This window comes from Arthrobacter sp. UKPF54-2, from assembly GCF_007858535.1.
Classification (GTDB): Bacteria; Actinomycetota; Actinomycetes; order Actinomycetales; family Micrococcaceae; genus Arthrobacter.
In genome coordinates, this window is sequence record NZ_CP040174.1 from 1,110,855 (window position 1) to 1,131,300 (window position 20,446).

A 20,446-nucleotide genomic window follows, 5' to 3' on the forward strand; every position below is an offset into this window, starting at 1 on the left:
GGCGCCTAGTCCGCGGGGCGGTCCCTGCGGCCGGCGGGGCCAGCCGGCGGTTCCTGGCCCTCGGCAGGCTCGTAGGTGTGGTCGAACGGCATCTCGTTGAGGTCAAGGTTTTCGTTGGAGTCCTGGCCGGCCACGAGTTCGTGGGCTTCCTCAATCGTGTCGACGCTGGGCATCGACCCCATCAGCGGCTTGCCCGCCGTCTCCGTGATGAAGTAGACCGCCACGGCCCCGATCGCGGAGGTGGCCATCAGGTAGTAGGCCGGCATCATCTCGTTGCCCGTCCCGGCAATGAGCGACGCGATGATGAACGGGGCCGTGCCGCCGAAAATGGCCACGGCGAAGTTGTAGGCGATGCCCATGGCCCCGTACCGGCTCTCGGTCGGGAAGAGCGCGGGCAGCGCCGAGGCCAGGTTGGCCACGTAGAACGTCAGCGGAAAGGCAATCAGCGCCAGGCCCAGCAGGGTGGACCAGATGGCGCCGATACCGATGAGGAGAAAGGCCGGGGCGGCCAGCACCACGGTGCCGAGCGAACCGATCCAGAGCACCGGCCGGCGCCCGATACGGTCCGAGAGCTTGCCGGTGAACGGAATCGCGGCGGACATCAGCACCAGGATGGGAATGGTCAGCAGCGTGCCGTGGAGCTCGTCATAGCCCTTGTTGGACGTCAGGTACGTCGGCATGTACGACGTCAGCGCGTAGCCGACCGTGTTCGCGGCGGCCACCAGGATCATGGCGAGCAGGATTCCGCGCCAGTGCGAGGCGAAGATCGCGACCGGGCCCTTGGTTTCCGCGGCCTCCCCCGCCGGAGCACCGGCGGCCTGGGCGTCGAGGCTGGCCTGGAACGCCGGGGACTCCTCGATCTTCATCCGGAAGTAGATGGCGATCAGGCCCAACGGCCCGGCAATCAGGAACGGGAGCCGCCAGCCCCAGGCCTCCATCGCCTCCCCGCCGAGGGTGACCTGCAGCAGCGTGACGAGCGCCGCCCCAATGGCAAAGCCCATGTAGCTGCCGAGGTCCAGGAAGCTGGCAAAGTAGCCGCGCCGGGCGTCGGGGGCGTGCTCGCTGACGAAGGTGGTGGCACCGGCGTATTCGCCGCCGGTGGAGAATCCCTGGATCAGCTTGGTGGCCACCAGCAGGACGGCGGCCCAGATGCCGAGGACGGCGTAACCGGGCAGCAGCCCCACCACGAAGGTGGAGGCCGCCATGATGATGAGCGTCATGGCCAGGACGCGCTGACGGCCGATCTTGTCGCCCAGCCAGCCGAAGAACACCCCGCCCAGCGGCCGGGCGATGAAGGTCGCGCCGAAGGTGCCGAGCAGGAACAGGTTCTGCACCGTCTTGTCCGCCTCGGGCAGGAAGACCGGGCCCATGGTGGTGATCAGGTAGCCGAAGACGCCGACGTCGTACCATTCCATCGTGTTTCCGACGATGGTCCCGCCGAGGGCCTTGCGCATCACGCGGCGGTCAACGACGTTGATGTGTTCGACCTCGAGCCGGCGCTCCTGGAGCTTGGAGCGGCGGGTGCTGTTGCGCTTCATGGACATGGTGCTCTCCTGGGCAGGGCCACGGTTTTTCGCGTGGCCCTGGCAGGGAGTCACGGCCCCCAATTGAGGCCAGTTTAAGTCCAAGCCACGCCTGAGACCAGAGTTGGAGCGCCCGGAGTGCTCTCCCGGCCGGAGGGTTACGCCCCTTCGAGCACCTGGCTGGTGGTCCACGCCAGGTACTTCGCGGCTTTCGCGATCGCCTCCTCGGGGCTCGGCGCCGCGTCCAGCAGCTGGGCGGCGGCGACCACGCCGTGGCGGGCCAGGTCCTCCGGGGTGACGAGGATCCGGCCGGCGACCATGATCACCGGGATGCCGAGCGCGTGCGCGGCGTCTGCCAGGGCAATGGGCGCCTTCCCGGTGAGTGACTGGGAGTCCAGCGAGCCCTCCCCCGTGATCACCAGGTCCGCGTCCGCGAGCTTTCCGGCCAGCCCGGTGAGCCCTGCTACGAGGTCGAAGCCGCCTTCCAGCGCGGCGTTCGTGAAGGCCAGGAACGACGACGGGAACCCGCCGGCCGCGCCCGCGCCCGGAACGTTGACGTCCCGGCCGCTGGCCTGCCGCAGCACCGAGGCCCAGTTGCGCAGCCCGGCGTCGAGCACTTCCCTGGTGTCCTCGTCGGCCCCCTTTTGGGCGCCGAAGACGTGGGCCGCGCCGTCGGGCCCGTAGAGCGGATTCTGCACATCCACGGCGATCCGGAACTTCACGGCGGCAAGCCGGGGATCCAGTCCGGCGACGTCGACGGCGGCCACCTCGGCAAGCGATCCGCCGCCGAGGGGCACCACGTTCCCGGCGGCGTCCACGGGCTTGAGGCCGAGGGCGCGCAGGGCGCCGCTGCCGCCGTCGCTCATCGCTGAGCCGCCCACACCCAGCACGATTTCGGTCGCACCGGCGTCGAGCGCGGCCGCGATCAGCTGCCCGCACCCGTAGCTGTGCGCGCGCAGGGCGTTCGCGGGGGTCGGTTCCATGTGCGCGAGCCCGGACGCCTGTGCCGTCTCGATGACGGCGGTAGCGCCGCCGAAAGCATCCTGGCGGATGGCCCAGGCCGCCCCGATCGGGGCGAGGATGGGCCCGACGACGGCGTTCAGGCGCTCCTCGTAGCCGGCGGCGACGGCTGCCTCCAGCGTGCCTTCGCCGCCGTCGGCCACCGGGAACTGGACGGTTTCGGCGTCGGGGTAGACCCGCAGGGCGCCCTCGGCCATGGCGGCGGCGGCTTCGGCGGCGGTCAGGGAGCCCTTGAACTTGTCCGGGGCGATCAGGATGCGCATGGCTCCATCCTGCCAGCCGGCACCGACTTTCCCGCACCGCGACAAGGCCGGGAGCGCGGGAGTAACGTGGGCACTTTCCGGGCGGCCCGGGATCCTCCGGTGGACAGCCACGGCAGTTTTCGGCCCGTCGAGGGGCCAGCGAGGAGGAGGTTACGGTGGGCAACATCGGACACGGCGGCAGCTTGCCGGGCATCACGGGACTCGTCCTGGTCCGGCATGGGGAAAGCGAAGGTAATGTGGCCGCGACGCTCGCTCATCAGACGGGGGCTCACGTCATCAATGTGCCCGCGCGCGACGCCGACGTCGGACTCTCGGACACCGGCCGGGAACAGGCGCTGGCGCTGGGACGGATGCTGGCCCTCGTCCCCGAACAGGGCCGCCCTGCCGTCTGGTCCTCCCCCTACGCCCGGGCCCGGCAAACCGCCGAACTCGCGGTCCAGACGGGCGGCTGGCGGGTCCAGCTCCGGCTGGACGAGCGGCTCCGCGACCGTGAGCTCGGGATTCTGGACATGCTGACGTCCGCGGGCGTGGAGGCGAGGCTGCCCGAGGAGGCCCAGCGCCGGCGGTGGCTGGGGAAGTTCTACTACCGGCCGCCGGGCGGCGAGTCCTGGGCCGACGTCGTGCTGCGGCTCCGCTCGCTGCTGGCCGAACTGGACCGTGAGCATGCCGGAGAAGAGGTCCTGCTGGTCTGCCACGACGCCCTGATCGTGCTGTTCCGGTACATTCTGCAAGGCCTTTCGGAGGCAGAACTGCTGGACCTTGCCGCTACGACCAGCATTCTCAACGCCTCCGTCAGCCACTTTGTCCGGGCCGGCGGCAGCGGCGCGTGGGAGCTGGAAAGCTTCAACGTGACGGACCATCTGGCGGAGCAGGGCGTACCCGTCACCGAGCACGCTGGAGACGCCGATGTCCACCCGAGCTAAGCCCTCCCCCGCGGTGCAGTTGACTCCGACGCTGCTGCGCGGCTGGCCGCTGCCCGGCGGCGGTTCCAGCAAGGACGACCGGGGTTCGGTGCTGGTGGTTGGCGGCGCCCGCAAGACGCCCGGGGCCGCGCTGCTCGCCGGCGTCGCTGCCTTGCGCTCCGGTGCCGGCCGGCTGACCCTGGCGGTGGCGGAGTCGACGGCGGTGCAGCTGGCTGTCGCCTTCCCGGAGTCCGGCGTCGTGGGGCTGCCGGAGACTACGCATGGATCGGTCAAGGGCTCCGCAGCGTCGTTGCTGGCAGACGAGGTGGGCGCTGCAGACGCCATCCTGATCGGACCGGGCCTGGACGACAAGGACGAGACCCTGTCCTTGCTGCGCGCCCTGCTGCTGCCGGGCAGGTCGCGGCCGAGGCGCGGGGCCGCCATCGTCCTCGATGCCTATGCCTTGGGCTGCCTGCCCGAGTTGGCCGGGGAACTGCAGCCCTGGGCGGGACGGCTGATCCTGACCCCCAACGTCACTGAGGGCGGCATACTGCTGGGACGCGATCTTGACGAGCTCCACCGCGACGTGCCGGCGATCGCCGAGAAGTACCAGGCCGTGGTGAGCTGCCAGGGTGTGATCGCGGAGCCGGGCGGGAGCGTTTGGGAAATCACCACAGGGCACAGCGGCCTGGGCACCTCGGGAAGTGGCGATGTGCTGGCCGGCGCCATTGCGGGGCTGCGGGCCCGGGGAACCGCCGACGCGCAGGCCGCCTGCTGGGGCTCCCACCTGCATGCTGCCGCGGGTGACCGTCTGGCGAGCAGGCTGGGCGGACTCGGCTATCTGGCGCGGGAGCTCTGCGATGAGTTGCCTGCACTGATGGTGGAACTCAGCAGTTAGGGTTCAAGCCCGGGCCGCGGCGGCGCGGCGGCTGGGGGCGTTGCACGCGGTGCCGGACCTCAGCGGGGCCACTGCCCGCGTTCCTGCAGGACCGCTTTCAGCAGGTCGGCCCGGTCGGTGACAATCCCGTCCACTCCGAGGTCAAGCAGCCGATGCATCTCGGCCGGTTCGTTGATGGTCCAGACGTGCACGTGCAGGCCGTGGCGGTGGGCGCGGCGGACCAACCCGGCCGTCACTACCGGCACGGCGCCGTAGCGGACCGGGACCTGCAGGGCATGGACGCCGCGGAGCGCCCGGGCCGTGACGCGGCGCAACAGGGGCGCCGGAAGCAGCGGGCCCAGCAGCACAAAAAGAGCGTTGGAGGCCATGCCGGCGGAGCTTGCGGCGGGACGGCTGAGCCGACGCAGCACGGCGCGCCGGCGCCGGTCCGAGAAGCTGGCGACCAGGACACGGTCGTGCAGGTTGTACTGCTCGATCGCCGCGGCCAGGGTTTCCACCGAGTTCCAGTCTTTGACGTCGAGGTTAAGCCGGACCTCGGGGAACTCCGCGACGAGTTCCGCCAGCAGCGGGATCGGCTCCGCGCCGGCGATCCGGGCCTTGGCCACGGTCTCAGCGCTCAGCTCGGAAATCCGGCCGCTGCCGTCCGTGACACGGTCCAGGGTTTCGTCGTGGAAGAGGAGCAGAACGCCGTCGGCGGTGGTGTGCACGTCGGCTTCCAGATAGCGGTAGCCGAGGGCGACGGCGGCGCGGAACGCGGCCATGGTGTTCTCGGCGCCTTCCGGCGAGAAGCCGCGGTGGGCCATGGCCACGGGCTCGCCCGCAGCGCCGCCGTGGGCCAGGAAGGGGTGCGGGTCGGTCACTCTTGAAGCGTACCCTCAGGTGCGCTCAGGAACCCTGCGGCAGGATCTCCACCCCGTCGCTGCAGTGCAGCAGCGTGCGGCCGCCGCCGTCGAGGTCCACCCAGACCGTGGTGTGGTCCACCGTCAGGGCGTCCACAAACCCGCCGGTCTCGTACCCGGGCGCCAGCCGGACCCGCACGCGGTCGCCCTGGCGCAGGCTCTGCCAGTGCGCGTCCGGAGCCACCCGCCGCAGCGGTTGCTCATCACGATGTCGGTTACCGTTCCTGGCCATGATTGCCCCACCCTCAGTCATACGATCCGTTCGGTGCTGCCAGCCTAGGAGTCCAAGGTGAACGGCAGTTGTCCGCCAGCTGGGAATCCCGTGACCGCCGGGGGCCGTTGGGGTCGGTCGGGTCGCGTGGCTTACGGGCGATTACGGGAGCCGGACGCCCAGTTCGGCGAGCTTGGCTTCGAGGATCTGGGCGACGCCATCGTCGTCGAAGTGCGGTGCCTGCTGGCCGGCGGCACGGATGGCCTCCGGGTGGCCGCTGGCCATGGCGTAGCCGTGCCCGGCCCAGCGCAGCATCTCGATGTCGTTGGGCATGTCGCCGAACGCCACCACATCCTGAGCCTGCACGCCCAGGGATGCCGCGTATTCGGCCAGGGTCACGGCCTTGTTGACCCCGGGCAGGGACAGCTCCAGCAGCGCAATGTTGGGTGCGGAGTGTGTGGCGGCGGCCAGGTGGGCGACGGCCGGGGACACCTCGGCCAGGAACTCGTCCGCGGTACCCTCCCGGACGATAGCGAGGAACTTGACGACGGCGTCGTCCGCGCTGAGCGTCTGGTGCAGCGGGGCCGGCGTGAACTCGGCGAGCAGCCCGCTGGAGCCGGTGCCGAGGAAGCCCGGTTCCAGGTGGAAACCGGTAAGGGTTTCGGCTGCGAACAGCGCGGAGGGGCGCAGCCGCTGGATGATCCGGCGGGCCTCGAAGACGGCGTCGAGCTCCAACGCGCGGGCGGACACCACACGGTCCGCCTCCAGATCCCAGACCACCGCACCGTTGGAGCAGATGACGGTGCCGGCGTGGCCCAGCTGGTCCTGCAGCGGGTGCAGCCAGCGCGGCGGGCGGCCCGTGACAAAGACCAGTTCCACCCCGGCGTCACGGCAGGCATGGAAGGCACGCACGGTCCGGTCGCTGATCTTGCCGTCGTGGCCGAGGATCGTTCCGTCAATATCACTTGCTACCAGCCGCATGCTGCCAGTCTACGTGGGCGGCGGCGGCGCCGTTTCGACGGTTCCCAGCCCGTTCGACGCGCGGAGTCGTCTTGGGCGCAGGGAACCGTCGAAACGGGGACATGGGGGCGGCCGGCGGCGGTCAGTGCCGTTCGTAGATGCCGGTCAGGGACGCCCGGGCCAGGACGTGCGGGCCAAGCTTGGCCTCCAGCTTGGCCGGGGACGCACCCGCATCGAGCCCGGACTTCTCCACGTTCAGGGCGAGCACCGTCACGACGTAGCGGTGCGGACCGTGGCCTTTGGGCGGGGCCGCCCCCAGGTAGCCGGCCGAACCGCCGTCGTTCCGGAGCTGGAAGGCCCCGAGGGGCAGGCCTCCGCCGTGCCGCGAGCCGGCGCCGGCTGGCAGCGAGGTGACGTCCGCCGGGATGTCCAGCACGGCCCAGTGCCAGAAGCCCCCGTGGCCGGGGGCGTCCGGGTCGAATACCGTAACGGCGTAGCTCCGGGTGCCGGCGGGGGCGCCGCTCCAATGCAGGGGCAGTGATTCGTCCCGGCCGCCGGGTCCGGTCGCAGCGCCGCGCTGGGCCGCGGGCAGGACCTGGCCGTCCTCGAAGGAGTCGCTGCGGAGCGTGAAGGTGGCCATGGCTTCCTCTCAGTTGCTGGTGAGGCCCGCACTTTCCGGGTCGAGTTCCATCTGGTGCACTTCGGCCCGGGTGGGCGGGTTGGCGCCGGCGCGAGAGACCGTGACGGCGGCCGCCGCGGCGGCGCGGGCGAGGAGTTCGCGCAGGCTGCCGGCCGAGAGTTCGCGCAGTTCCTTGCGGTTCTGGGCTCCGTTGAGGCCCAGGTCCACGATGCCGGAGAGCAGCGCCGCCATAAAGGAGTCGCCTGCGCCGACGGTGTCCGCGACTTTCACCGGCGGGGCCGGGGCGTGCGCCTCGCCGGAGGCGTTGACCGCCCACGGGCCCGCCGAGCCGCGCGTGACCACCACCATGGCGGGCCCCTCCGACCCGCCGAGCGAGAGCCAGCGCCGCGCCGAATCCAGCGGATCCACGCCGGGGTAGAGCCATTCGAGGTCCTCGTCGGAGGCCTTGACCACGTCCGCGAGGGTGACGAACTTTTCGGCCTGGCGGCGCGCGTAGTCGGCGTCGGTGATGATGCTGGGCCGGCAGTTGGGATCGAAGCTCACCGTGGTTGAAGGGTGGGCATGTTCGACGGCGGCGAGCACTTCCGCGGCGCCGGGCGCCAGCATGGTCGCGATCGAGCCGGTGTGCAGCAGGGTGCTGCCCTGCAGCATAAAGGGCAGCCGGTCCGCGAGGCCGGGCAGCTCCCAGGCGAGGTCGAAGGTGTAGCTCGCGGCGCCGTCGTCGTCGATCTGGGCGGTGGCCACCGACGTCGGCAATTCATCGGGTCCCAGCGGGAGCAGCACCGAACTGGACTTCAGGTGCGCCGCGACGGCCTCCCCGTAGGCGTCCCGGCCGTAGCGCCCGATGAACTGCACCGGGTGGTCCAGGCGGGCCAGGCCCACCGCAACATTCAGGGGGCTGCCGCCCACATGGGCCTGGATACCTGAGGAGCGCTGGACGACATCAACCAGGGCCTCACCGATGACTGTGAGCATGCTCATACTCTGCCAGAGAACGTGGCCCGGCGCTCCTGTGAACCGGCGGCGGATGATTTGAGTGCATACCCCCAGGGGTATAATCTTTGACCATGGCAGACACTGATATTCCGGCGGGCCGGAGCGCCCTGGGACTGGGGCTGCGCCAAAACTTCGCCCAATTTATGCTGCTGGTGGCCGTCAACGCGCTCGTCGGCGGCACCCTGGGCCAGGAACGCACCGTGCTGCCCCTGCTGGCCAGCGACGTCTTCCATCTCGACAAATACACGGGCGCGCTGACCTACATCCTGGCCTTCGGGCTGGCCAAGGCCGCCACCAACTACTTCGCCGGGACCCTCTCCGACCGCTTCGGACGCAAGCCGGTGCTGGTGGCGGGATGGCTGATCGCCCTTCCCGTCCCGCTGCTGCTGATCTTCGGCACCAGCTGGTCCTGGATTGTTGCCGCCAACGTGATCCTCGGCATCAGCCAGGGCCTGACCTGGTCCACCACGGTGGTCATGAAGATGGACCTGGTGGGCCCGAACCGGCGCGGCCTCGCGATGGGCTTCAACGAGGCGGCGGGCTACCTGGGCGTGGCCGGGACCGCCCTGATCACGGGCTACCTAGCCGCCTCCTACGGCCTGCGTCCGGCGCCGTTCCTGCTCGGCGCCGCGTACATTGCCCTCGGCTTGGGCCTGTCCGTGCTCGCGGTGAAGGAGACCCACCACCACGCGAAGACCGAGGCGGCGAACCATGTGGACGCGCACGCTCGCGCCGGGGCGGGCCTGAGCACCCGCGAAATCTTCACCCTGACCAGCTTCCGGGACCGCTCGCTCTCCTCCGTGAGCCAGGCCGGGCTGGTGAACAACCTCAACGACGGGCTGGCGTGGGGGCTGTTTCCGGTGCTCTTTGCCGGCGCAGGCCTCTCGATCGAGCGGATCGGCATCCTCGCGGCGGTGTACCCGGCGGTCTGGGGGGCGGTGCAACTGGTGACCGGTGCGGCATCGGACCGGCTGGGCCGCAAGTGGCTGATCGCGGGCGGCATGTTTGTCCAGGCCGCAGGGCTCGCGATGGTGGCTGCCGGCGGCGGCTTTGAAATCTGGCTGCTGGCGGCCGTCCTGCTGGGCGTCGGCACGGCGATGGTCTATCCCACCCTGCTGGCGGCCATCGGCGATGTGTCCCACCCCCAGTGGCGTGCCCGGTCGGTCGGCATCTACCGGCTCTGGCGCGACGGCGGCTTCGCCGTGGGCGCGCTGCTCTCGGGCCTGCTCGCGGACGCTTATGGCATCCCGGCGGCTGTCTTCGTCGTCGCCGGCGTGACCGCGGCGTCCGGGCTCGTCGTCGCGGTCCGGATGCGCGGCACCGACCACCACGCGTAGCGCCGGGGCCGGCTACGACCCCGCGGTGTCCTTCTCGTAGACGTCCGGGATTCCGTCGTTGTCCGAGTCGCGCTTCTCCTCTTCCTCCGCCGCCCGGTACTGCCGGTTCCGGGTCTTGAGCACCACCGTGGCCAAAACGGCGGCGAGCAGGGAGGCCGCCAGGATACCGACCTTGGCGTGGTCATCGTGGAGGCTGCCGTGCCCGAAACTGAGCTCGGCCACCAGCAGCGAAACGGTGAAGCCGATCCCGGCCAGGATCGAAACCCCAAAGACGTCGATCCACTTGAACGAGCTGTCCAGGCGGGCTCTGGTGGTCTTGGTCAACAGCCACGTGGTGCCCAGGATGCCGGCCGGCTTCCCCAGCACGAGGGCCAGGATGATGCCCAGGGCGACCGGGTCTGCCAGCGCCGAGCCGAGCCCTTCCCACCCGCCTACAGCGACACCGGCGGAAAAGAAGGCGAAGACCGGCACGGCGACGCCGGCTGAGATCGGTCGGAAGCGGTGCTCGAAGATCTCGGAGAGCCCCGGTCCGGCCTCCGGTCCCCCGCTCGCCTGGGAGCGGAGCACGGGGATGGCGAAGCCGAGCAGGACGCCGGCCACCGTGGCGTGGATGGCCGAGGCGTGCACCAGGGCCCAGGTGGCCAGGCCGATGGGCAGCAGGATGAGCCAGGCCGCTGGGGCTTTAAGCCCGAAGAAGCGGCGGTACCGGTGCGCGAGGTAGGTGTACAGGCCCAGCGGTACAAGAGCGAGCAGCAGCGGGGCGATTTGAATATCGCTTGAGTAGAAGACGGCGATGATGGTGATCGCGATCAGGTCGTCCACCACGGCGAGGGTGAGCAGGAAGATCCGCAGCGCGCTCGGCAAGTGCGAGCCGATGATCGCGAGGACCGCGACGGCGAAGGCAATGTCCGTGGCGGTGGGGATCGCCCAGCCGCGCAGCGTTTCCGGGCTGCCGAGGTTGACGACGCCGTAGATCACCGCCGGGATGATGACCCCGCCCACGGCGGCCGCGACCGGCACCACCGACTTGTTCAGCTGGCGCAGGTCCCCGGCCACGAACTCGCGTTTGAGTTCCAGGCCGACCAGGAAGAAGAAGATGGCGAGCAGTCCGTCGGCGGCCCAGGTCCCGAGGCTGAGGTTCAGGTGCCAGGGTTCGTAGCCGATTTTGAAGTCGCGGAGGGCGAAGTAGCTTTCCGACGCCGGCGAATTGGCCCAGATCAGCGCGGCGACGGCGGCGGCGACGAGCAGGGCGCCGCCGACGGTTTCCTTGCGGAGGATTTCCCCGATGCGCAGGGATTCGGCGTAGCTGCCGCGCCCGAAGATGGTCGGTCGGGGTTTCCCGGACAGGGGCGCGGGGGGCGGTGTGTGGCTCATGCGGGAGTCCTAAAAGTTGGGTCGACTGAACTATGCCGACCAGACTTCCCGGCGCACCTGAGTCCAGTTTAGGCGATGACCGGCGCTCCCGACGCCCGGGCCCGGCGCCAGGCCGGCTCGGGCTCAGCCCAGCAGTTGCTGGACCAGCTCCCGGCATTTCCGGTACGCGGGCGCCTTTGGCTCGATCAGGGCGAAGTGGTCGCCGGGGACCTTGAGGAGCTGGACCGGGGCGCCGCCGGCCTTGGCCGCTGCAGCGTAGGATTCGGACTGGCTCAACGGGACGGTGTCGTCCTCTGTGGTGTGCACGGCGTAGACGGGGATCCGCAGCGGCACCGCGCTCATCGGATCGGCGAACTTATGCCGTTTGGGGTATTTATCGGAGGATCCGCCCAGGAAATTGCTCACGGCGCCGTTGCTGAGGTTCAAGCGCTCGGCATCGGCCAGGTTCAGCAGCCCGGACTGGCTGACTACCCCGGTGAGGTGCACCGCGGCGTCGCCGTTCTGGCGCTGGAGCTGGCGGTCCGCGTCAGGGGCGCCAAGCTCGCCGAGCCGGCTGCGGCCGGCCGCCCAGACGGCCAGGTGCCCGCCGGCCGAGTGGCCCAGCGCCACCACGCGGTCCAGGCCGAGGCTGTGTTCGGCCCCAATGTCACGGAGTTTGTCGATCCCGGCGAGGACGTCGGCGAAGGTGTTCGGCCAGCCGCCGCCGTTGCCGGCCCGCCGGTACTCGAGGTTCCAGGCGGCGACGCCGTGCGCGGCAAGGTCCTTGGCCAGCGGTTCGCCGAGTTCGGCCCCGTACTGCGAACGCCAGTAGCCGCCGTGGATAACCACCGCCACGCCCCTGGGCTGGGCCGCGTCGGGGAGGAAAAGCTCCCCCCACTGGCTCGCGTCGTCGCCGTAGTGGTACTTCTGCCGCTTCACTGTGTCCTCCTTGGGGCCCGGTGAACAGGCGGTGGCTGCCCCCAGTGTCACCGCCGCTGCGGCCGCCAAGAAAGCACGACGCCGCACATCAGCCATGTGCAGAGCCTACCTTGGGCGCCGGGCGGCGCCGCTGAAGGCGGCTCCGTATTGCGGCCGCAGGGTGGCGGCAGGGTGGCCGTATTGCGGCCGCACCGCGGTGCGCCCGGTCCGCTGTCAGAGCCGGGCCGTAAGCTAGGCCCATGGCTAGCAACTGGGAGCGCCTGGACCCCGCGCTGCGCGAATCCGTGCAGGACAATGTGGAACTCTACGAGCGGGTCCGTCCTGCCCTGAAACTGGTCACCCGCGATGTGTTGCTGACGTTGCGCGCCATGCTCAAGGGCACCGAGGTGACGCCGCTGTTCGTGACCGGCCGGACCAAGACCGTGGAGTCCTTCCGCGAGAAGATCTCCCGGATCGAGGAGCCGCTGGAACCGGGTGGTCCGCCGGTGCTGAAGTTCCCGGACCCGTTCCGCACGCTCAATGACATGGTGGGCATCCGCGTCATCACCAAGCTCCCGGCCGAGAACGCCGTCGTCGCCAACCTGATCAAACGCCAGCGCCAGCTCTTCGACTGCCGCGGCGACCGCGAGAAGGACATCGGATCCATCGAGTCGGGGACCTACGGCTACTCCAGCCGGCACCTGATCCTGCGGACCATCCAGAACGAGACCGTCAAGGAGTACCAGCAGGCGTTCAACCCGGACGCGCAGCCCAACGGCAGCTACTTCTTCGAGTGCCAGATCCGCACGGTGTTCGCCCACGCCTGGAGCGAAATCGAGCACGATATCCGCTTCAAGGCCGAGGATCCGCGCGCCTGGACTCCGCATTTTGACCGCCAGTTCACCGCCACGGCCGCCATGCTGGAGACCGTGGAAAGCGCGTTCGCTGACCTGCATGAACGCTACGAGGAGGTCCGCAGCTACTGGGACATGGAGGGCGAGGGTGCAGCGCAGCTGACCCCGAACCGGATCCGCGACGTCTGGCGGACGCTGCTGCCGCACGTGGACCGAAAGGTCGACGACGACTGGGGCTGGGCCGCCGAGCTGATGGCCGCGCACGGCCTGAACCAGACCGTACAGCTGGCCGGCCTGCTGAGCGCCAATCGGATCACCGAGGTCCGCCGAGCGCTGGACCACCGCTACTCTCCCGGCCCGGACCGGCTGCTGGACGACCTGCTGCTCTGGCAGTACGGAACCACCCACATCGACCTCACGGCGGAACCGGCCGACGCCGTCCCGCACCCGCGGCGGGACAGCCTCCTGCGCCGGCTCAAACAGATCGAGCGCTACCGGCTCACGCAGGGTTAGGAAGCGGGTAATCTACGCCGCACTCGGCGAGGCCTTGTCTCAGGAAACTGCCCCGCCCCCGTTGAAACGGCCGACGTAGCGGCGCTGCCACGGGGTTTCCACCGCCCCGCGCCGATAGTTCCGCCGCACGAAGGCGACCGCCTCGGCCGCCGGGACGCCGTCGAGGACGGCGATGCAGGCAAGGGCGGTGCCGGTCCGGCCCCGGCCGCCCCAGCACGCCACCTCGACGCGCTCGGTTTCAGCGCGCCGCCAGGCCTCTTGGAAAGCGTCGAGGGCGTCGACGTCGTCGGCCGGCACGTGCAGGTCGCGCCAGCGGACCCACCGGGAGTCCCACTCCACCGGCCGCGGGCTGCGGCCGAGCAGGTACAGTCCGAAGTCCGGGCGCGGCCCGGCCGGAAACGGCGCCAGGAGGCCCCGGCCGCGGATGAGCCGCCCGGAAGGAAGACTGAGCACGCCGGGCCGGCCCGGCTCCCACGTCGGCGCCATAGTCCCGAGCGTAGCCGTTCCCACCGACACGTTAAAGGGCCCGGTGGGACCCGCGGTGGACCCCGGCGGGTTGGCTCGGGCGCGGAAAGAAGGGCCGCACGTCTCTGGCGGGAACGGAACCGAGTCCCTAGAGTGGCCGGGAACTCCGAAACCGCTGAAAGGAAGCCACGGATGTCATTCCAGGCGTACCTCGACACCATCGAGGACAAAACCGGCCTTACCCCCCGCCAACTCCTCGAGCTCGCCCGGGAGAAAGGCTTCGACGACGCGTCCGTGAAGGCCGGCGAGATTCTGGACTGGCTGCGGGCCGACTACGGCCTGGGCCGCGGCCACGGCATGGCGCTCGTCCACGTCATCCGGCAGGGCCCGGGCATCAGCAGCAAGCACGTCGGAACCACCGGCGCGCACAGCGATGAGTCGGACACACTCTGGCTGGACGGCAAGGCGTCGAAGCCGGTCTCGTAACGCCGCCGCGGCCATAAATCTGACATACTCGTCCGCTGGCTGGTCATAAAGTGGCCACATCGCGGACGCCGGTGGCACCATGCTTGGATGCTTGAGGCAACCAAATCCCCTGAGTCCGCCCCGGAGACCCGCGCTGCAGCGGACACCCCGGTCAATCCGGCCCTCGCCGCCGAGGCGAAAATCGCCCGCATTGCGGTCACGGTGTTTCCGCTCCTCGTCGTGGCGGCCGGCGTCGCAGGGTTCCTGTTGCCGGGCGCCTTCAAACCGCTCGCGCCCAGCGTTCCGTACCTGCTCGGCATCATTATGTTCTGCATGGGCTTGACCCTGACCCCGCCGGATTTTGCTTCCGTGGCGAAGCGTCCCTGGGCCGTGGTGCTGGGCATCGTGGCGCACTACGTCATCATGCCCGGCGCCGGGTGGCTGATCGCCCAGGCGCTGCAGCTTGAGCCGGAACTCGCCGTCGGCCTGATCCTGGTCGGGTGCGCGCCGTCCGGCACGGCATCGAACGTGATGGCGTTCCTGGCGAAGGGCGACGTTGCGCTGTCTGTGGCCGTCGCGTCCGTCTCAACCCTGATCGCCCCGGTGGTCACCCCGCTGCTGGTGCTGTTCCTGGCCGGGTCCTACCTGCAGATCGACGCCGCCGGCATGGTGCTGGACATCGTTAAGACCGTGCTGCTGCCGGTGGTCGCCGGCCTGCTGGCCCGGCTGTTCCTGAAGAAGCTCGTCGCCCGGGTGCTCCCGGCGCTGCCCTGGGCCTCCGCCGTCGTCATCTCGCTGATTGTGGCGATCGTGGTGGCCGGCAGCGCCAACAAGATCGTCGCCGCCGGCGGTATCGTCTTCCTCGCGGTGGTCCTGCACAACGGCTTCGGTCTGGGCCTCGGCTACCTCGCCGGCAAGCTCGGGCGGCTTGATGACAAGGCCCGCCGCGCCCTGGCCTTTGAGGTGGGCATGCAGAACTCCGGCCTCGCCGCGACGCTGGCCACGGCACACTTCAGCCCGCTCGCCGCGCTGCCGTCCGCAGTGTTCTCGCTCTGGCACAACATCTCCGGCGCCATCGTGGCGGCCTGGCTGGCCCGCCGTCCGTTGCGCGACGCCTGATCCCGGCGGGGTACATGTCGTCCCGCTAAGACCTCCTTGCGGTCAGAGCACGGCATCAGGAGGATGAGGGGACCGCTTAGGCACACCAGGGAGGTGGATCTTGCCCACGGACGACCAATACACAACTGAACGGGACAGCTTCGACAGGCTGCTGGCGGACCGGCAACTCTGGCGGCAGGCCACCACAATCCCGGCCGCCGGCGAACTGACCGCCCGCTGGCTGGAGGGGCGGAGCCAGTACCAGCCGGGAACGTTCACGCCGAACATCGACGCGGAGACCAAGCCGATCGCCGGGCAGCTGGCGGAACTCAACCGGAACGGGCTGTTCACCAAGGAATCGCAGCCCGGGCTCCTTGAGGACGCCGGCGCGCAGCGGGCCTACGTGACGGGATTCTGCACACCGGAGTCGGCCGTGAGCCTGCTGGACCTCTCCTCGCGGACCGAACTTGTGACGGTGGCGCACGCTCCGGGGGAAATGAGCCGGGCCTCAATTCCCGTGACCCTGCAGGACGCCGAGATCGTCACCGTGCTGGGCACCAGCGAGAGCCCGATTGAAGCGGACCAGCTTCAGGACTGGTCGGCCGAGGCCAACGAGGCGCTGGCACTGGTCCTGGCCGAGTCCTGGTACGTCGAGATTTTTGACCCCGTGTGGGGGCGCGACGGCGTGCTGCTGCCGGCGGTCCTCGACGCCCTCGCAGCGGGCTGAACGGCCGACGGCGACCCGGCGGGTTCAGCCGATGCTGGCTGCCTCGTCGAGGGTGCGCGATTCGAAGTGCTCCAGCAGTTCGCGCATGGCCTCGACGCCCTGCGTAAACGTTGCCGAGGCCCGCCACTGCTCGATCTGTTCCAGAGATTCCCACGGCCCGGTGCTGATGAACCGGTTCCTGACGTCACGGTCGTGCATCAGCACCGCCCTGGTGTGGGGGTAGTCTTCCTGCGTCTTGCGGGCCAGGTCCCGCCAGGCCTGGACAAAATCGTTCTCGCGTCCCGGGTGGACCAGCCAGATTCCCAGCGTGTAGACAGACATGGCAGCCGCCTCCATTCTCTGTACGGGGTTGATAGCGCCGATTATGTTCCCGCGGCCGCGCGCCCGCTAGGGCCGGATTGCCCGGCCCTTCCCGGCCAAATAACGGCCGGCGGCCTGTGCCTGCGCTAGCCTGTCACCATGGGCCGCTGGACTTCCGTCGGCCCGGCCCGTGGCCGAGGTGGTCCCGGAGCCAGAATCTGCACGTTGTTCCGTATTGAGCAAAGGATGATCATGGCTATTTCAATTGAACTCGGCAAGAAACTCGACAAGGCCTACGAGAACAAGAGCCTGGACGAGGTGCTCGCCGCGCCCCCGTCAGCCCTGGCCGGACTGACGGAGAAGCACGACGAGATGCTCGCCAGCATGGGCATCAACACGGTCCGCGATCTGGGCAGCAACAAGTTCTTCGCCACCGCCGGCGTCCTCGTTGCGCTCTCCGGCCACGTCGACTAGCCCAAGGTCCGTCCAACAGACTAACGAGGGCCCGTCCGGTTTCAACCGGACGGGCCCTTTGCTTATCCCGGGCGCAAGCTCCCGTGCCGGGGCTACCCGATCAGCGCCAGCACCGCTCCGGCCGTGACCACACCGCCGGCTTCGGCCTGCACTTCGGTGACCGTCCCGTCCCGGTGCGCGGCCACCTGGGTTTCCATCTTCATCGCTTCCAGCACGACGACGGGGTCCCCGGCCGTGACCCCGGCCCCCGGCTCGACCAGCCACTTCACCACGGTCCCGGCCATGTGGGCGCGCAGTTCCGCCGGATCCGCGGCAGCGCCGGCGTCGGGCGCGGCCCCGGCCTCCGGCGAAACCCCGGCCGGGAGTCCGCCGGACAGCGACCCGCCGGAGCGTGTCCAGCCGTCCAGCAGCTCGGCCGGCAGCCCGACGGCGAGACGCTTGCCGTCGACCTCGACGGTGATGGTGCGGCGTTCGCCGTCGGGCGCGGTGGTGCTGTAGCCCGGGTCCGCGGCGATGGAGGCCGTGTCCGCGAAGTCCGTCTCGATCCACCGGGTGTGGATTCCCAGGCCGGTCTCGGAGGTGAAGTCCGGGGATTCCAGCACGGCCCGGTGGAACGGCAGCACGGTGGCCACCCCGGTGATGCTGAGCTCGGCGAGGGCGCGGCGGGCCCGTCGCAGGGCCTGCTGCCGGTCCGCGCCGGTGACGATCAGCTTCGCCAGCAGCGAGTCGAACTGCGGTGGGACGAATGAGCCGGAGCGGACGCCGGAGTCCAGCCGGATGCCCGGGCCGGTGGGGCCGGAGAACTGCTTAATGGTGCCGGGCGAGGGCAGGAAGCCGCGGCCCGCGTCCTCGGCGTTGAGCCGGAATTCGAAGGAGTGCCCCCGGGGCGCCGGGTCCTCGGTGAAGCGCAGCTTCTCCCCCGCGGCGATGCGGAATTGTTCCTGCACCAGGTCGATCCCGGTGGTCTCCTCGGTGATGGGGTGCTCCACCTGCAGGCGGGTGTTGACCTCCAGGAAGGCCACCGTGCCGTCGGCCGCAACGAGGAACTCCACGGTGCCGGCGCCGGAGTAGCCGGCTTCCCGGCAGACGGCTTTGGAGCCCTGGTAGATCTGGCTTCGCTGCCCGTCGGTGAGGAACGGCGCCGGGGCTTCCTCAACGAGTTTCTGGTGCCGGCGCTGCAGCGAGCAGTCGCGGGTGCCGACGACGACGACGTTCCCGTGGGTGTCGGCCAGGACTTGGGCCTCAACGTGGCGTGGCCGGTCCAGGTAGCGCTCCACGAAGCACTCGCCGCGGCCGAACGCGGCGACGGCCTCGCGGACGGCGGAGTCAAAGGCTTCCTCGATTTCCCCGAGCTCGCGGACCACTTTCATGCCGCGCCCGCCGCCGCCGAAGGCGGCCTTGATGGCGATCGGCAGTCCGTGCTGTTCGGCGAAGGCCCGGGCCTCCGCCGCGGACCCGACGGGACCGTCGCTGCCGGCCACCAGGGGCGCCCCGGCACGGACGGCCGTTTCGCGGGCGGTGATTTTGTTGCCCAGCAGCCGGATGGCGTCGGGCGCGGGCCCGATCCAGGTCAGGCCGGCGTCGAGCACGGCCTGGGCGAAGTCGGCGTTCTCGGACAGGAAACCGTAGCCCGGGTGGACCGCGTCGGCGCCGGAGGCGGCGGCCGCGGCGAGGAGCTTGGGGATGTTCAGGTAGGTGTCCGCGGGCGAGTTGCCGCCCAGGGCGAATGCCTCGTCCGCGGCGGAGACGTGCACCGCGTCGGCGTCGATGTCGGCGTAGACGGCGACGGACGCCAGCTGGGCGTCGTCGCAGGCCCGGGCGATCCGGACGGCGATTTCGCCGCGGTTGGCGATCAGGACCTTGCGCATCAGTTACTCATTCCATGTTCGGCGGGCTCGGGGGTGTGGCGGGGGGTGGTGTGGCCGGGGGTGCCGGGCTCGGTGCTGCCGGGCTCGGTGGTGCCTGACTCGGCCCAGCGGAAACGGATGGTTCCGCCAATCGGGACCTGCGCGGCGAGGTCCAGCTGTGAGTCGACCACGACGGCGATCACCGGGTAGCCGCCGGTGATCGGGTGGTCGGCCAGGAAGAGCACGGGCAGGCCTTCGGGCGGGACCTGCAGGGCGCCGGCGACGGTTCCTTCGCTGGCCAGTTCCCCGTCCCGGGTGCGCTGCAGCGGGGTTCCGTCCAGGCGCATGCCCACCCGGTTGGATTGCGGCTTTACCTGCCATTCCTGGCGGGTCAGGGACTCCAAGGCCGCGGCGTCGAACCAGTCGGCGCGCGGGCCGGGCACGACGTCGAGCACGGTCACTCCGGTGCCGGGGAACTCGGGCTGCAGTTCCGGGTTGCCCACGACGCCGGATTCCGAGTCGCCGCCGGTGGCCAGGAGCTGCCCGGCGGCCAGCGGCGCAGGGCCTATTCCGGACATGGTGTCGGTGGAGCGGCTGCCGAGGACGGGGGCCGCATCCACGCCGCCGCGGACCGCGAGGTAGCTGCGGAAGCCGCTCGTGGGCGCACCGATGCTGAGGGTCTCGCCGTCGAGCAGGGCGAACGGGGTGGCCATCGGGACGGTGCGGCGGGCCGGCTCCGCTTCCGGTGCCGCCGGGGTGGTGATGGCCAGTTCGGACGGCGCCCCGGCGACGGCAAGGACCTGGTCCCCGACCGCCTGGACCGTGAGTCCGCCGGCGGCGGTCCCGAGCGCCACGGTCTCGATCGCCGCTGCGCCGGGCGCGTTCCCGACGAGCCGGTTGGCGCGGCGCAGCGAGGCGCGGTCGAGGGCGCCGGCCGCGGAGACGCCGAGGCCGGAGTGGCCGTGGCGTCCGAGATCCTGGATCAGGCTTTGCAGCCCGGGTGAAGTGACCCGGAGCCCGGAGGCCACCTCGGGCGCGGCGGCCACCTCCGGCGCGCGGACCTCGGTCCGCTGGCCGGCTGCCAGGTTCACAGACTCGCGGACAGCGCGGAACTGGATCCGCGAGCCGGGGGCAGCGAGGGCGGGCTGCTCTCGGTCCAGGTCCCACATCCGGGCGGAGGTGCGGCCGATCAGCTGCCAGCCCCCGGGTGAGCGGCGAGGGTAGACGGCCGAATAGCTTCCGGCCAGTGCCACGGACCCGGCCGGCACGGCTGTGCGCGGGGAGCTGCGGCGGGGAACGGTGAGGGCCTTGTTTTCCCCGACGAGGTAGCCGAAGCCCGGGGCGAAGCCGGCGAAGGCCACGGTCCACGGCTGGCCGGTGTGGGCGGCGATCACGCCGTCGATCCCGAGGCCGGTCAGTTCCGCGACCTCGGCGAGGTCCTCGCCGTCGTACACGGTGTCGATCACCAGCAGGCCGCCGTCGCGCTGCACCGGGGCGGTGAGGTCGAGCTCCAGCAGCTGCGCGGCGATCCGGCGGGCGGCCGCAGCCGAGTCGGCCGTGACCATCACGGTCTCGGCGGCGGCCAGGACGTCCACTTGGCCCGGCAGCGGGTGCTCCAGGAGCCGTGACTGCAGCGCCAGCACGCCCGGCGTGCCGGCGAGTTCGGCGAGCACCGCCCGGGTGCCCACCGCCCGCACCGCGCTCACTTTGTGGACGGGCGCCTGCCGCGCTGCCACAGTATCCATTGCTGCCTCCATCATTGCCGCCGCCTCCGGGATCCGCG

At 70.4% G+C, this 20,446-nt stretch carries 21 protein-coding genes; 8 read left to right on the forward strand and 13 right to left on the reverse strand.

Annotated elements, in window-relative coordinates; translation table 11 throughout:
• Positions 1-5: 5 nt before the first annotated feature.
• Together E7Y32_RS04995 and E7Y32_RS05000 are read right to left on the reverse strand one after the other, a co-directional pair.
• Positions 6-1,544 carry an MFS transporter gene (locus E7Y32_RS04995; protein WP_146336159.1) on the reverse strand — a complete coding sequence of 513 codons (1,539 nt, stop codon included), beginning with the start codon at positions 1,542-1,544 and terminating at the stop codon, positions 6-8.
• A 137-nt stretch (positions 1,545-1,681) separates the two neighbouring features.
• Positions 1,682-2,806 (reverse strand): glycerate kinase, encoded by a 1,125-nt coding sequence (locus E7Y32_RS05000; RefSeq protein WP_146336160.1) that lies wholly within the window; start codon positions 2,804-2,806, stop codon positions 1,682-1,684.
• A gap of 155 nt (positions 2,807-2,961) precedes the next feature.
• Between E7Y32_RS05000 and E7Y32_RS05005 the strand changes: the two genes are divergently transcribed.
• Both E7Y32_RS05005 and E7Y32_RS05010 read left to right on the forward strand, forming a co-directional pair.
• Positions 2,962-3,729: a histidine phosphatase family protein gene (locus tag E7Y32_RS05005; RefSeq protein WP_146336161.1), complete on the forward strand. Its 768-nt coding sequence runs from the start codon at positions 2,962-2,964 to the stop codon at positions 3,727-3,729.
• Complete coding sequence (locus tag E7Y32_RS05010) at positions 3,713-4,606, forward strand: NAD(P)H-hydrate dehydratase (protein WP_186467046.1); 894 nt, start codon at positions 3,713-3,715, stop codon at positions 4,604-4,606. The genes E7Y32_RS05005 and E7Y32_RS05010 overlap by 17 nt, the downstream gene beginning before the upstream one ends.
• 59 nt (positions 4,607-4,665) lie before the next feature.
• Here the strand turns inward: E7Y32_RS05010 and E7Y32_RS05015 are convergent, their stop codons facing one another.
• From E7Y32_RS05015 to E7Y32_RS05035, 5 genes are all read right to left on the reverse strand, one after another.
• On the reverse strand, positions 4,666-5,466 hold the full coding sequence (locus E7Y32_RS05015; RefSeq protein ID WP_261382541.1) for a glycerophosphodiester phosphodiesterase: 801 nt from the start codon (positions 5,464-5,466) through the stop codon (positions 4,666-4,668).
• Positions 5,467-5,491: 25 nt separating this feature from the next.
• The gene (locus tag E7Y32_RS05020) at positions 5,492-5,689 is read right to left on the reverse strand and encodes a hypothetical protein (protein ID WP_315897988.1); all 198 of its coding nucleotides are present in this window, start codon (positions 5,687-5,689) and stop codon (positions 5,492-5,494) included.
• 189 nt (positions 5,690-5,878) lie between these two features.
• Positions 5,879-6,697 (reverse strand): HAD family hydrolase, encoded by an 819-nt coding sequence (locus E7Y32_RS05025; RefSeq protein ID WP_146336163.1) that lies wholly within the window; start codon positions 6,695-6,697, stop codon positions 5,879-5,881.
• 121 nt (positions 6,698-6,818) lie between these two features.
• Positions 6,819-7,316 (reverse strand): YbhB/YbcL family Raf kinase inhibitor-like protein, encoded by a 498-nt coding sequence (locus tag E7Y32_RS05030; RefSeq protein ID WP_146336164.1) that lies wholly within the window; start codon positions 7,314-7,316, stop codon positions 6,819-6,821.
• Positions 7,317-7,325: 9 nt separating this feature from the next.
• Complete coding sequence (locus tag E7Y32_RS05035) at positions 7,326-8,291, reverse strand: carbohydrate kinase (RefSeq protein ID WP_146336165.1); 966 nt, start codon at positions 8,289-8,291, stop codon at positions 7,326-7,328.
• A 92-nt stretch (positions 8,292-8,383) separates the two neighbouring features.
• Here E7Y32_RS05035 and E7Y32_RS05040 point away from each other — a divergent pair, with 92 nt between their 5' ends.
• Positions 8,384-9,649 carry an MFS transporter gene (locus E7Y32_RS05040; RefSeq protein ID WP_261382542.1) on the forward strand — a complete coding sequence of 422 codons (1,266 nt, stop codon included), beginning with the start codon at positions 8,384-8,386 and terminating at the stop codon, positions 9,647-9,649.
• A 12-nt stretch (positions 9,650-9,661) separates the two neighbouring features.
• Here the strand turns inward: E7Y32_RS05040 and nhaA are convergent, their stop codons facing one another.
• Entirely contained in the window at positions 9,662-11,023 is a 1,362-nt protein-coding gene (nhaA, locus tag E7Y32_RS05045) for a Na+/H+ antiporter NhaA (RefSeq protein WP_146336166.1), read from the reverse strand.
• Positions 11,024-11,146: 123 nt separating this feature from the next.
• Positions 11,147-11,941 carry an alpha/beta hydrolase gene (locus E7Y32_RS05050; protein WP_146336167.1) on the reverse strand — a complete coding sequence of 265 codons (795 nt, stop codon included), beginning with the start codon at positions 11,939-11,941 and terminating at the stop codon, positions 11,147-11,149.
• A gap of 239 nt (positions 11,942-12,180) precedes the next feature.
• On the opposite strand from E7Y32_RS05050, the gene E7Y32_RS05055 reads away from it, so the two are divergent.
• Positions 12,181-13,287 carry a GTP pyrophosphokinase family protein gene (locus E7Y32_RS05055; protein ID WP_146336168.1) on the forward strand — a complete coding sequence of 369 codons (1,107 nt, stop codon included), beginning with the start codon at positions 12,181-12,183 and terminating at the stop codon, positions 13,285-13,287.
• Between the two features lie 39 nt (positions 13,288-13,326).
• Here E7Y32_RS05055 and E7Y32_RS05060 read toward each other — a convergent pair whose 3' ends face one another.
• Positions 13,327-13,773, reverse strand: coding sequence for a protein-tyrosine phosphatase family protein (locus E7Y32_RS05060; protein ID WP_146336169.1), 447 nt, complete (start codon positions 13,771-13,773; stop codon positions 13,327-13,329).
• 171 nt (positions 13,774-13,944) lie between these two features.
• Between E7Y32_RS05060 and E7Y32_RS05065 the strand changes: the two genes are divergently transcribed.
• The 3 genes from E7Y32_RS05065 to E7Y32_RS05075 all read left to right on the forward strand — a co-directional run bounded on the left by E7Y32_RS05065 (position 13,945) and on the right by E7Y32_RS05075 (position 16,042).
• The gene (locus tag E7Y32_RS05065; protein ID WP_146336170.1) at positions 13,945-14,238 is read left to right on the forward strand and encodes a DUF4287 domain-containing protein; all 294 of its coding nucleotides are present in this window, start codon (positions 13,945-13,947) and stop codon (positions 14,236-14,238) included.
• A gap of 87 nt (positions 14,239-14,325) precedes the next feature.
• The gene (locus tag E7Y32_RS05070) at positions 14,326-15,336 is read left to right on the forward strand and encodes a bile acid:sodium symporter family protein (RefSeq protein ID WP_146336171.1); all 1,011 of its coding nucleotides are present in this window, start codon (positions 14,326-14,328) and stop codon (positions 15,334-15,336) included.
• Between the two features lie 100 nt (positions 15,337-15,436).
• The gene (locus tag E7Y32_RS05075) at positions 15,437-16,042 is read left to right on the forward strand and encodes a DUF6919 domain-containing protein (RefSeq protein ID WP_146336172.1); all 606 of its coding nucleotides are present in this window, start codon (positions 15,437-15,439) and stop codon (positions 16,040-16,042) included.
• Positions 16,043-16,066: 24 nt separating this feature from the next.
• On the opposite strand, the gene E7Y32_RS05080 is transcribed toward E7Y32_RS05075, so the two are convergent.
• Entirely contained in the window at positions 16,067-16,363 is a 297-nt protein-coding gene (locus tag E7Y32_RS05080; RefSeq protein WP_186467047.1) for an antibiotic biosynthesis monooxygenase, read from the reverse strand.
• 231 nt (positions 16,364-16,594) lie between these two features.
• Here E7Y32_RS05080 and E7Y32_RS05085 point away from each other — a divergent pair, with 231 nt between their 5' ends.
• Entirely contained in the window at positions 16,595-16,816 is a 222-nt protein-coding gene (locus E7Y32_RS05085) for a hypothetical protein (RefSeq protein WP_146336174.1), read from the forward strand.
• A 92-nt stretch (positions 16,817-16,908) separates the two neighbouring features.
• Here E7Y32_RS05085 and E7Y32_RS05090 read toward each other — a convergent pair whose 3' ends face one another.
• Both E7Y32_RS05090 and E7Y32_RS05095 read right to left on the reverse strand, forming a co-directional pair.
• The gene (locus E7Y32_RS05090) at positions 16,909-18,684 is read right to left on the reverse strand and encodes a biotin carboxylase N-terminal domain-containing protein (RefSeq protein WP_146336175.1); all 1,776 of its coding nucleotides are present in this window, start codon (positions 18,682-18,684) and stop codon (positions 16,909-16,911) included.
• Positions 18,684-20,420 carry a 5-oxoprolinase/urea amidolyase family protein gene (locus tag E7Y32_RS05095; protein WP_395940448.1) on the reverse strand — a complete coding sequence of 579 codons (1,737 nt, stop codon included), beginning with the start codon at positions 20,418-20,420 and terminating at the stop codon, positions 18,684-18,686. The genes E7Y32_RS05090 and E7Y32_RS05095 overlap by 1 nt, the downstream gene beginning before the upstream one ends.
• Between the last annotated feature and the right edge of the window lie 26 nt (positions 20,421-20,446).

What these genes read in the sequence shown, in the direction of transcription:
- E7Y32_RS04995 (WP_146336159.1), bottom strand. Translation starts at nt 1,544, where the DNA reads ATGTCCATGAAGCGCAACAGCACCCGCCGCTCCAAGCTCCAGGAGCGC.
- E7Y32_RS05000 (WP_146336160.1), bottom strand. Translation starts at nt 2,806, where the DNA reads ATGCGCATCCTGATCGCCCCGGACAAGTTCAAGGGCTCCCTGACCGCC.
- E7Y32_RS05010 (WP_186467046.1), top strand. Translation starts at nt 3,713, where the DNA reads ATGTCCACCCGAGCTAAGCCCTCCCCCGCGGTGCAGTTGACTCCGACG.
- E7Y32_RS05025 (WP_146336163.1), bottom strand. Translation starts at nt 6,697, where the DNA reads ATGCGGCTGGTAGCAAGTGATATTGACGGAACGATCCTCGGCCACGAC.
- E7Y32_RS05030 (WP_146336164.1), bottom strand. Translation starts at nt 7,316, where the DNA reads ATGGCCACCTTCACGCTCCGCAGCGACTCCTTCGAGGACGGCCAGGTC.
- E7Y32_RS05035 (WP_146336165.1), bottom strand. Translation starts at nt 8,291, where the DNA reads ATGCTCACAGTCATCGGTGAGGCCCTGGTTGATGTCGTCCAGCGCTCC.
- E7Y32_RS05040 (WP_261382542.1), top strand. Translation starts at nt 8,384, where the DNA reads ATGGCAGACACTGATATTCCGGCGGGCCGGAGCGCCCTGGGACTGGGG.
- nhaA (WP_146336166.1), bottom strand. Translation starts at nt 11,023, where the DNA reads ATGAGCCACACACCGCCCCCCGCGCCCCTGTCCGGGAAACCCCGACCG.
- E7Y32_RS05055 (WP_146336168.1), top strand. Translation starts at nt 12,181, where the DNA reads ATGGCTAGCAACTGGGAGCGCCTGGACCCCGCGCTGCGCGAATCCGTG.
- E7Y32_RS05060 (WP_146336169.1), bottom strand. Translation starts at nt 13,773, where the DNA reads ATGGCGCCGACGTGGGAGCCGGGCCGGCCCGGCGTGCTCAGTCTTCCT.
- E7Y32_RS05065 (WP_146336170.1), top strand. Translation starts at nt 13,945, where the DNA reads ATGTCATTCCAGGCGTACCTCGACACCATCGAGGACAAAACCGGCCTT.
- E7Y32_RS05070 (WP_146336171.1), top strand. Translation starts at nt 14,326, where the DNA reads ATGCTTGAGGCAACCAAATCCCCTGAGTCCGCCCCGGAGACCCGCGCT.
- E7Y32_RS05080 (WP_186467047.1), bottom strand. Translation starts at nt 16,363, where the DNA reads ATGTCTGTCTACACGCTGGGAATCTGGCTGGTCCACCCGGGACGCGAG.
- E7Y32_RS05085 (WP_146336174.1), top strand. Translation starts at nt 16,595, where the DNA reads ATGGCTATTTCAATTGAACTCGGCAAGAAACTCGACAAGGCCTACGAG.
- E7Y32_RS05090 (WP_146336175.1), bottom strand. Translation starts at nt 18,684, where the DNA reads ATGCGCAAGGTCCTGATCGCCAACCGCGGCGAAATCGCCGTCCGGATC.
- E7Y32_RS05095 (WP_395940448.1), bottom strand. Translation starts at nt 20,420, where the DNA reads ATGGAGGCAGCAATGGATACTGTGGCAGCGCGGCAGGCGCCCGTCCAC.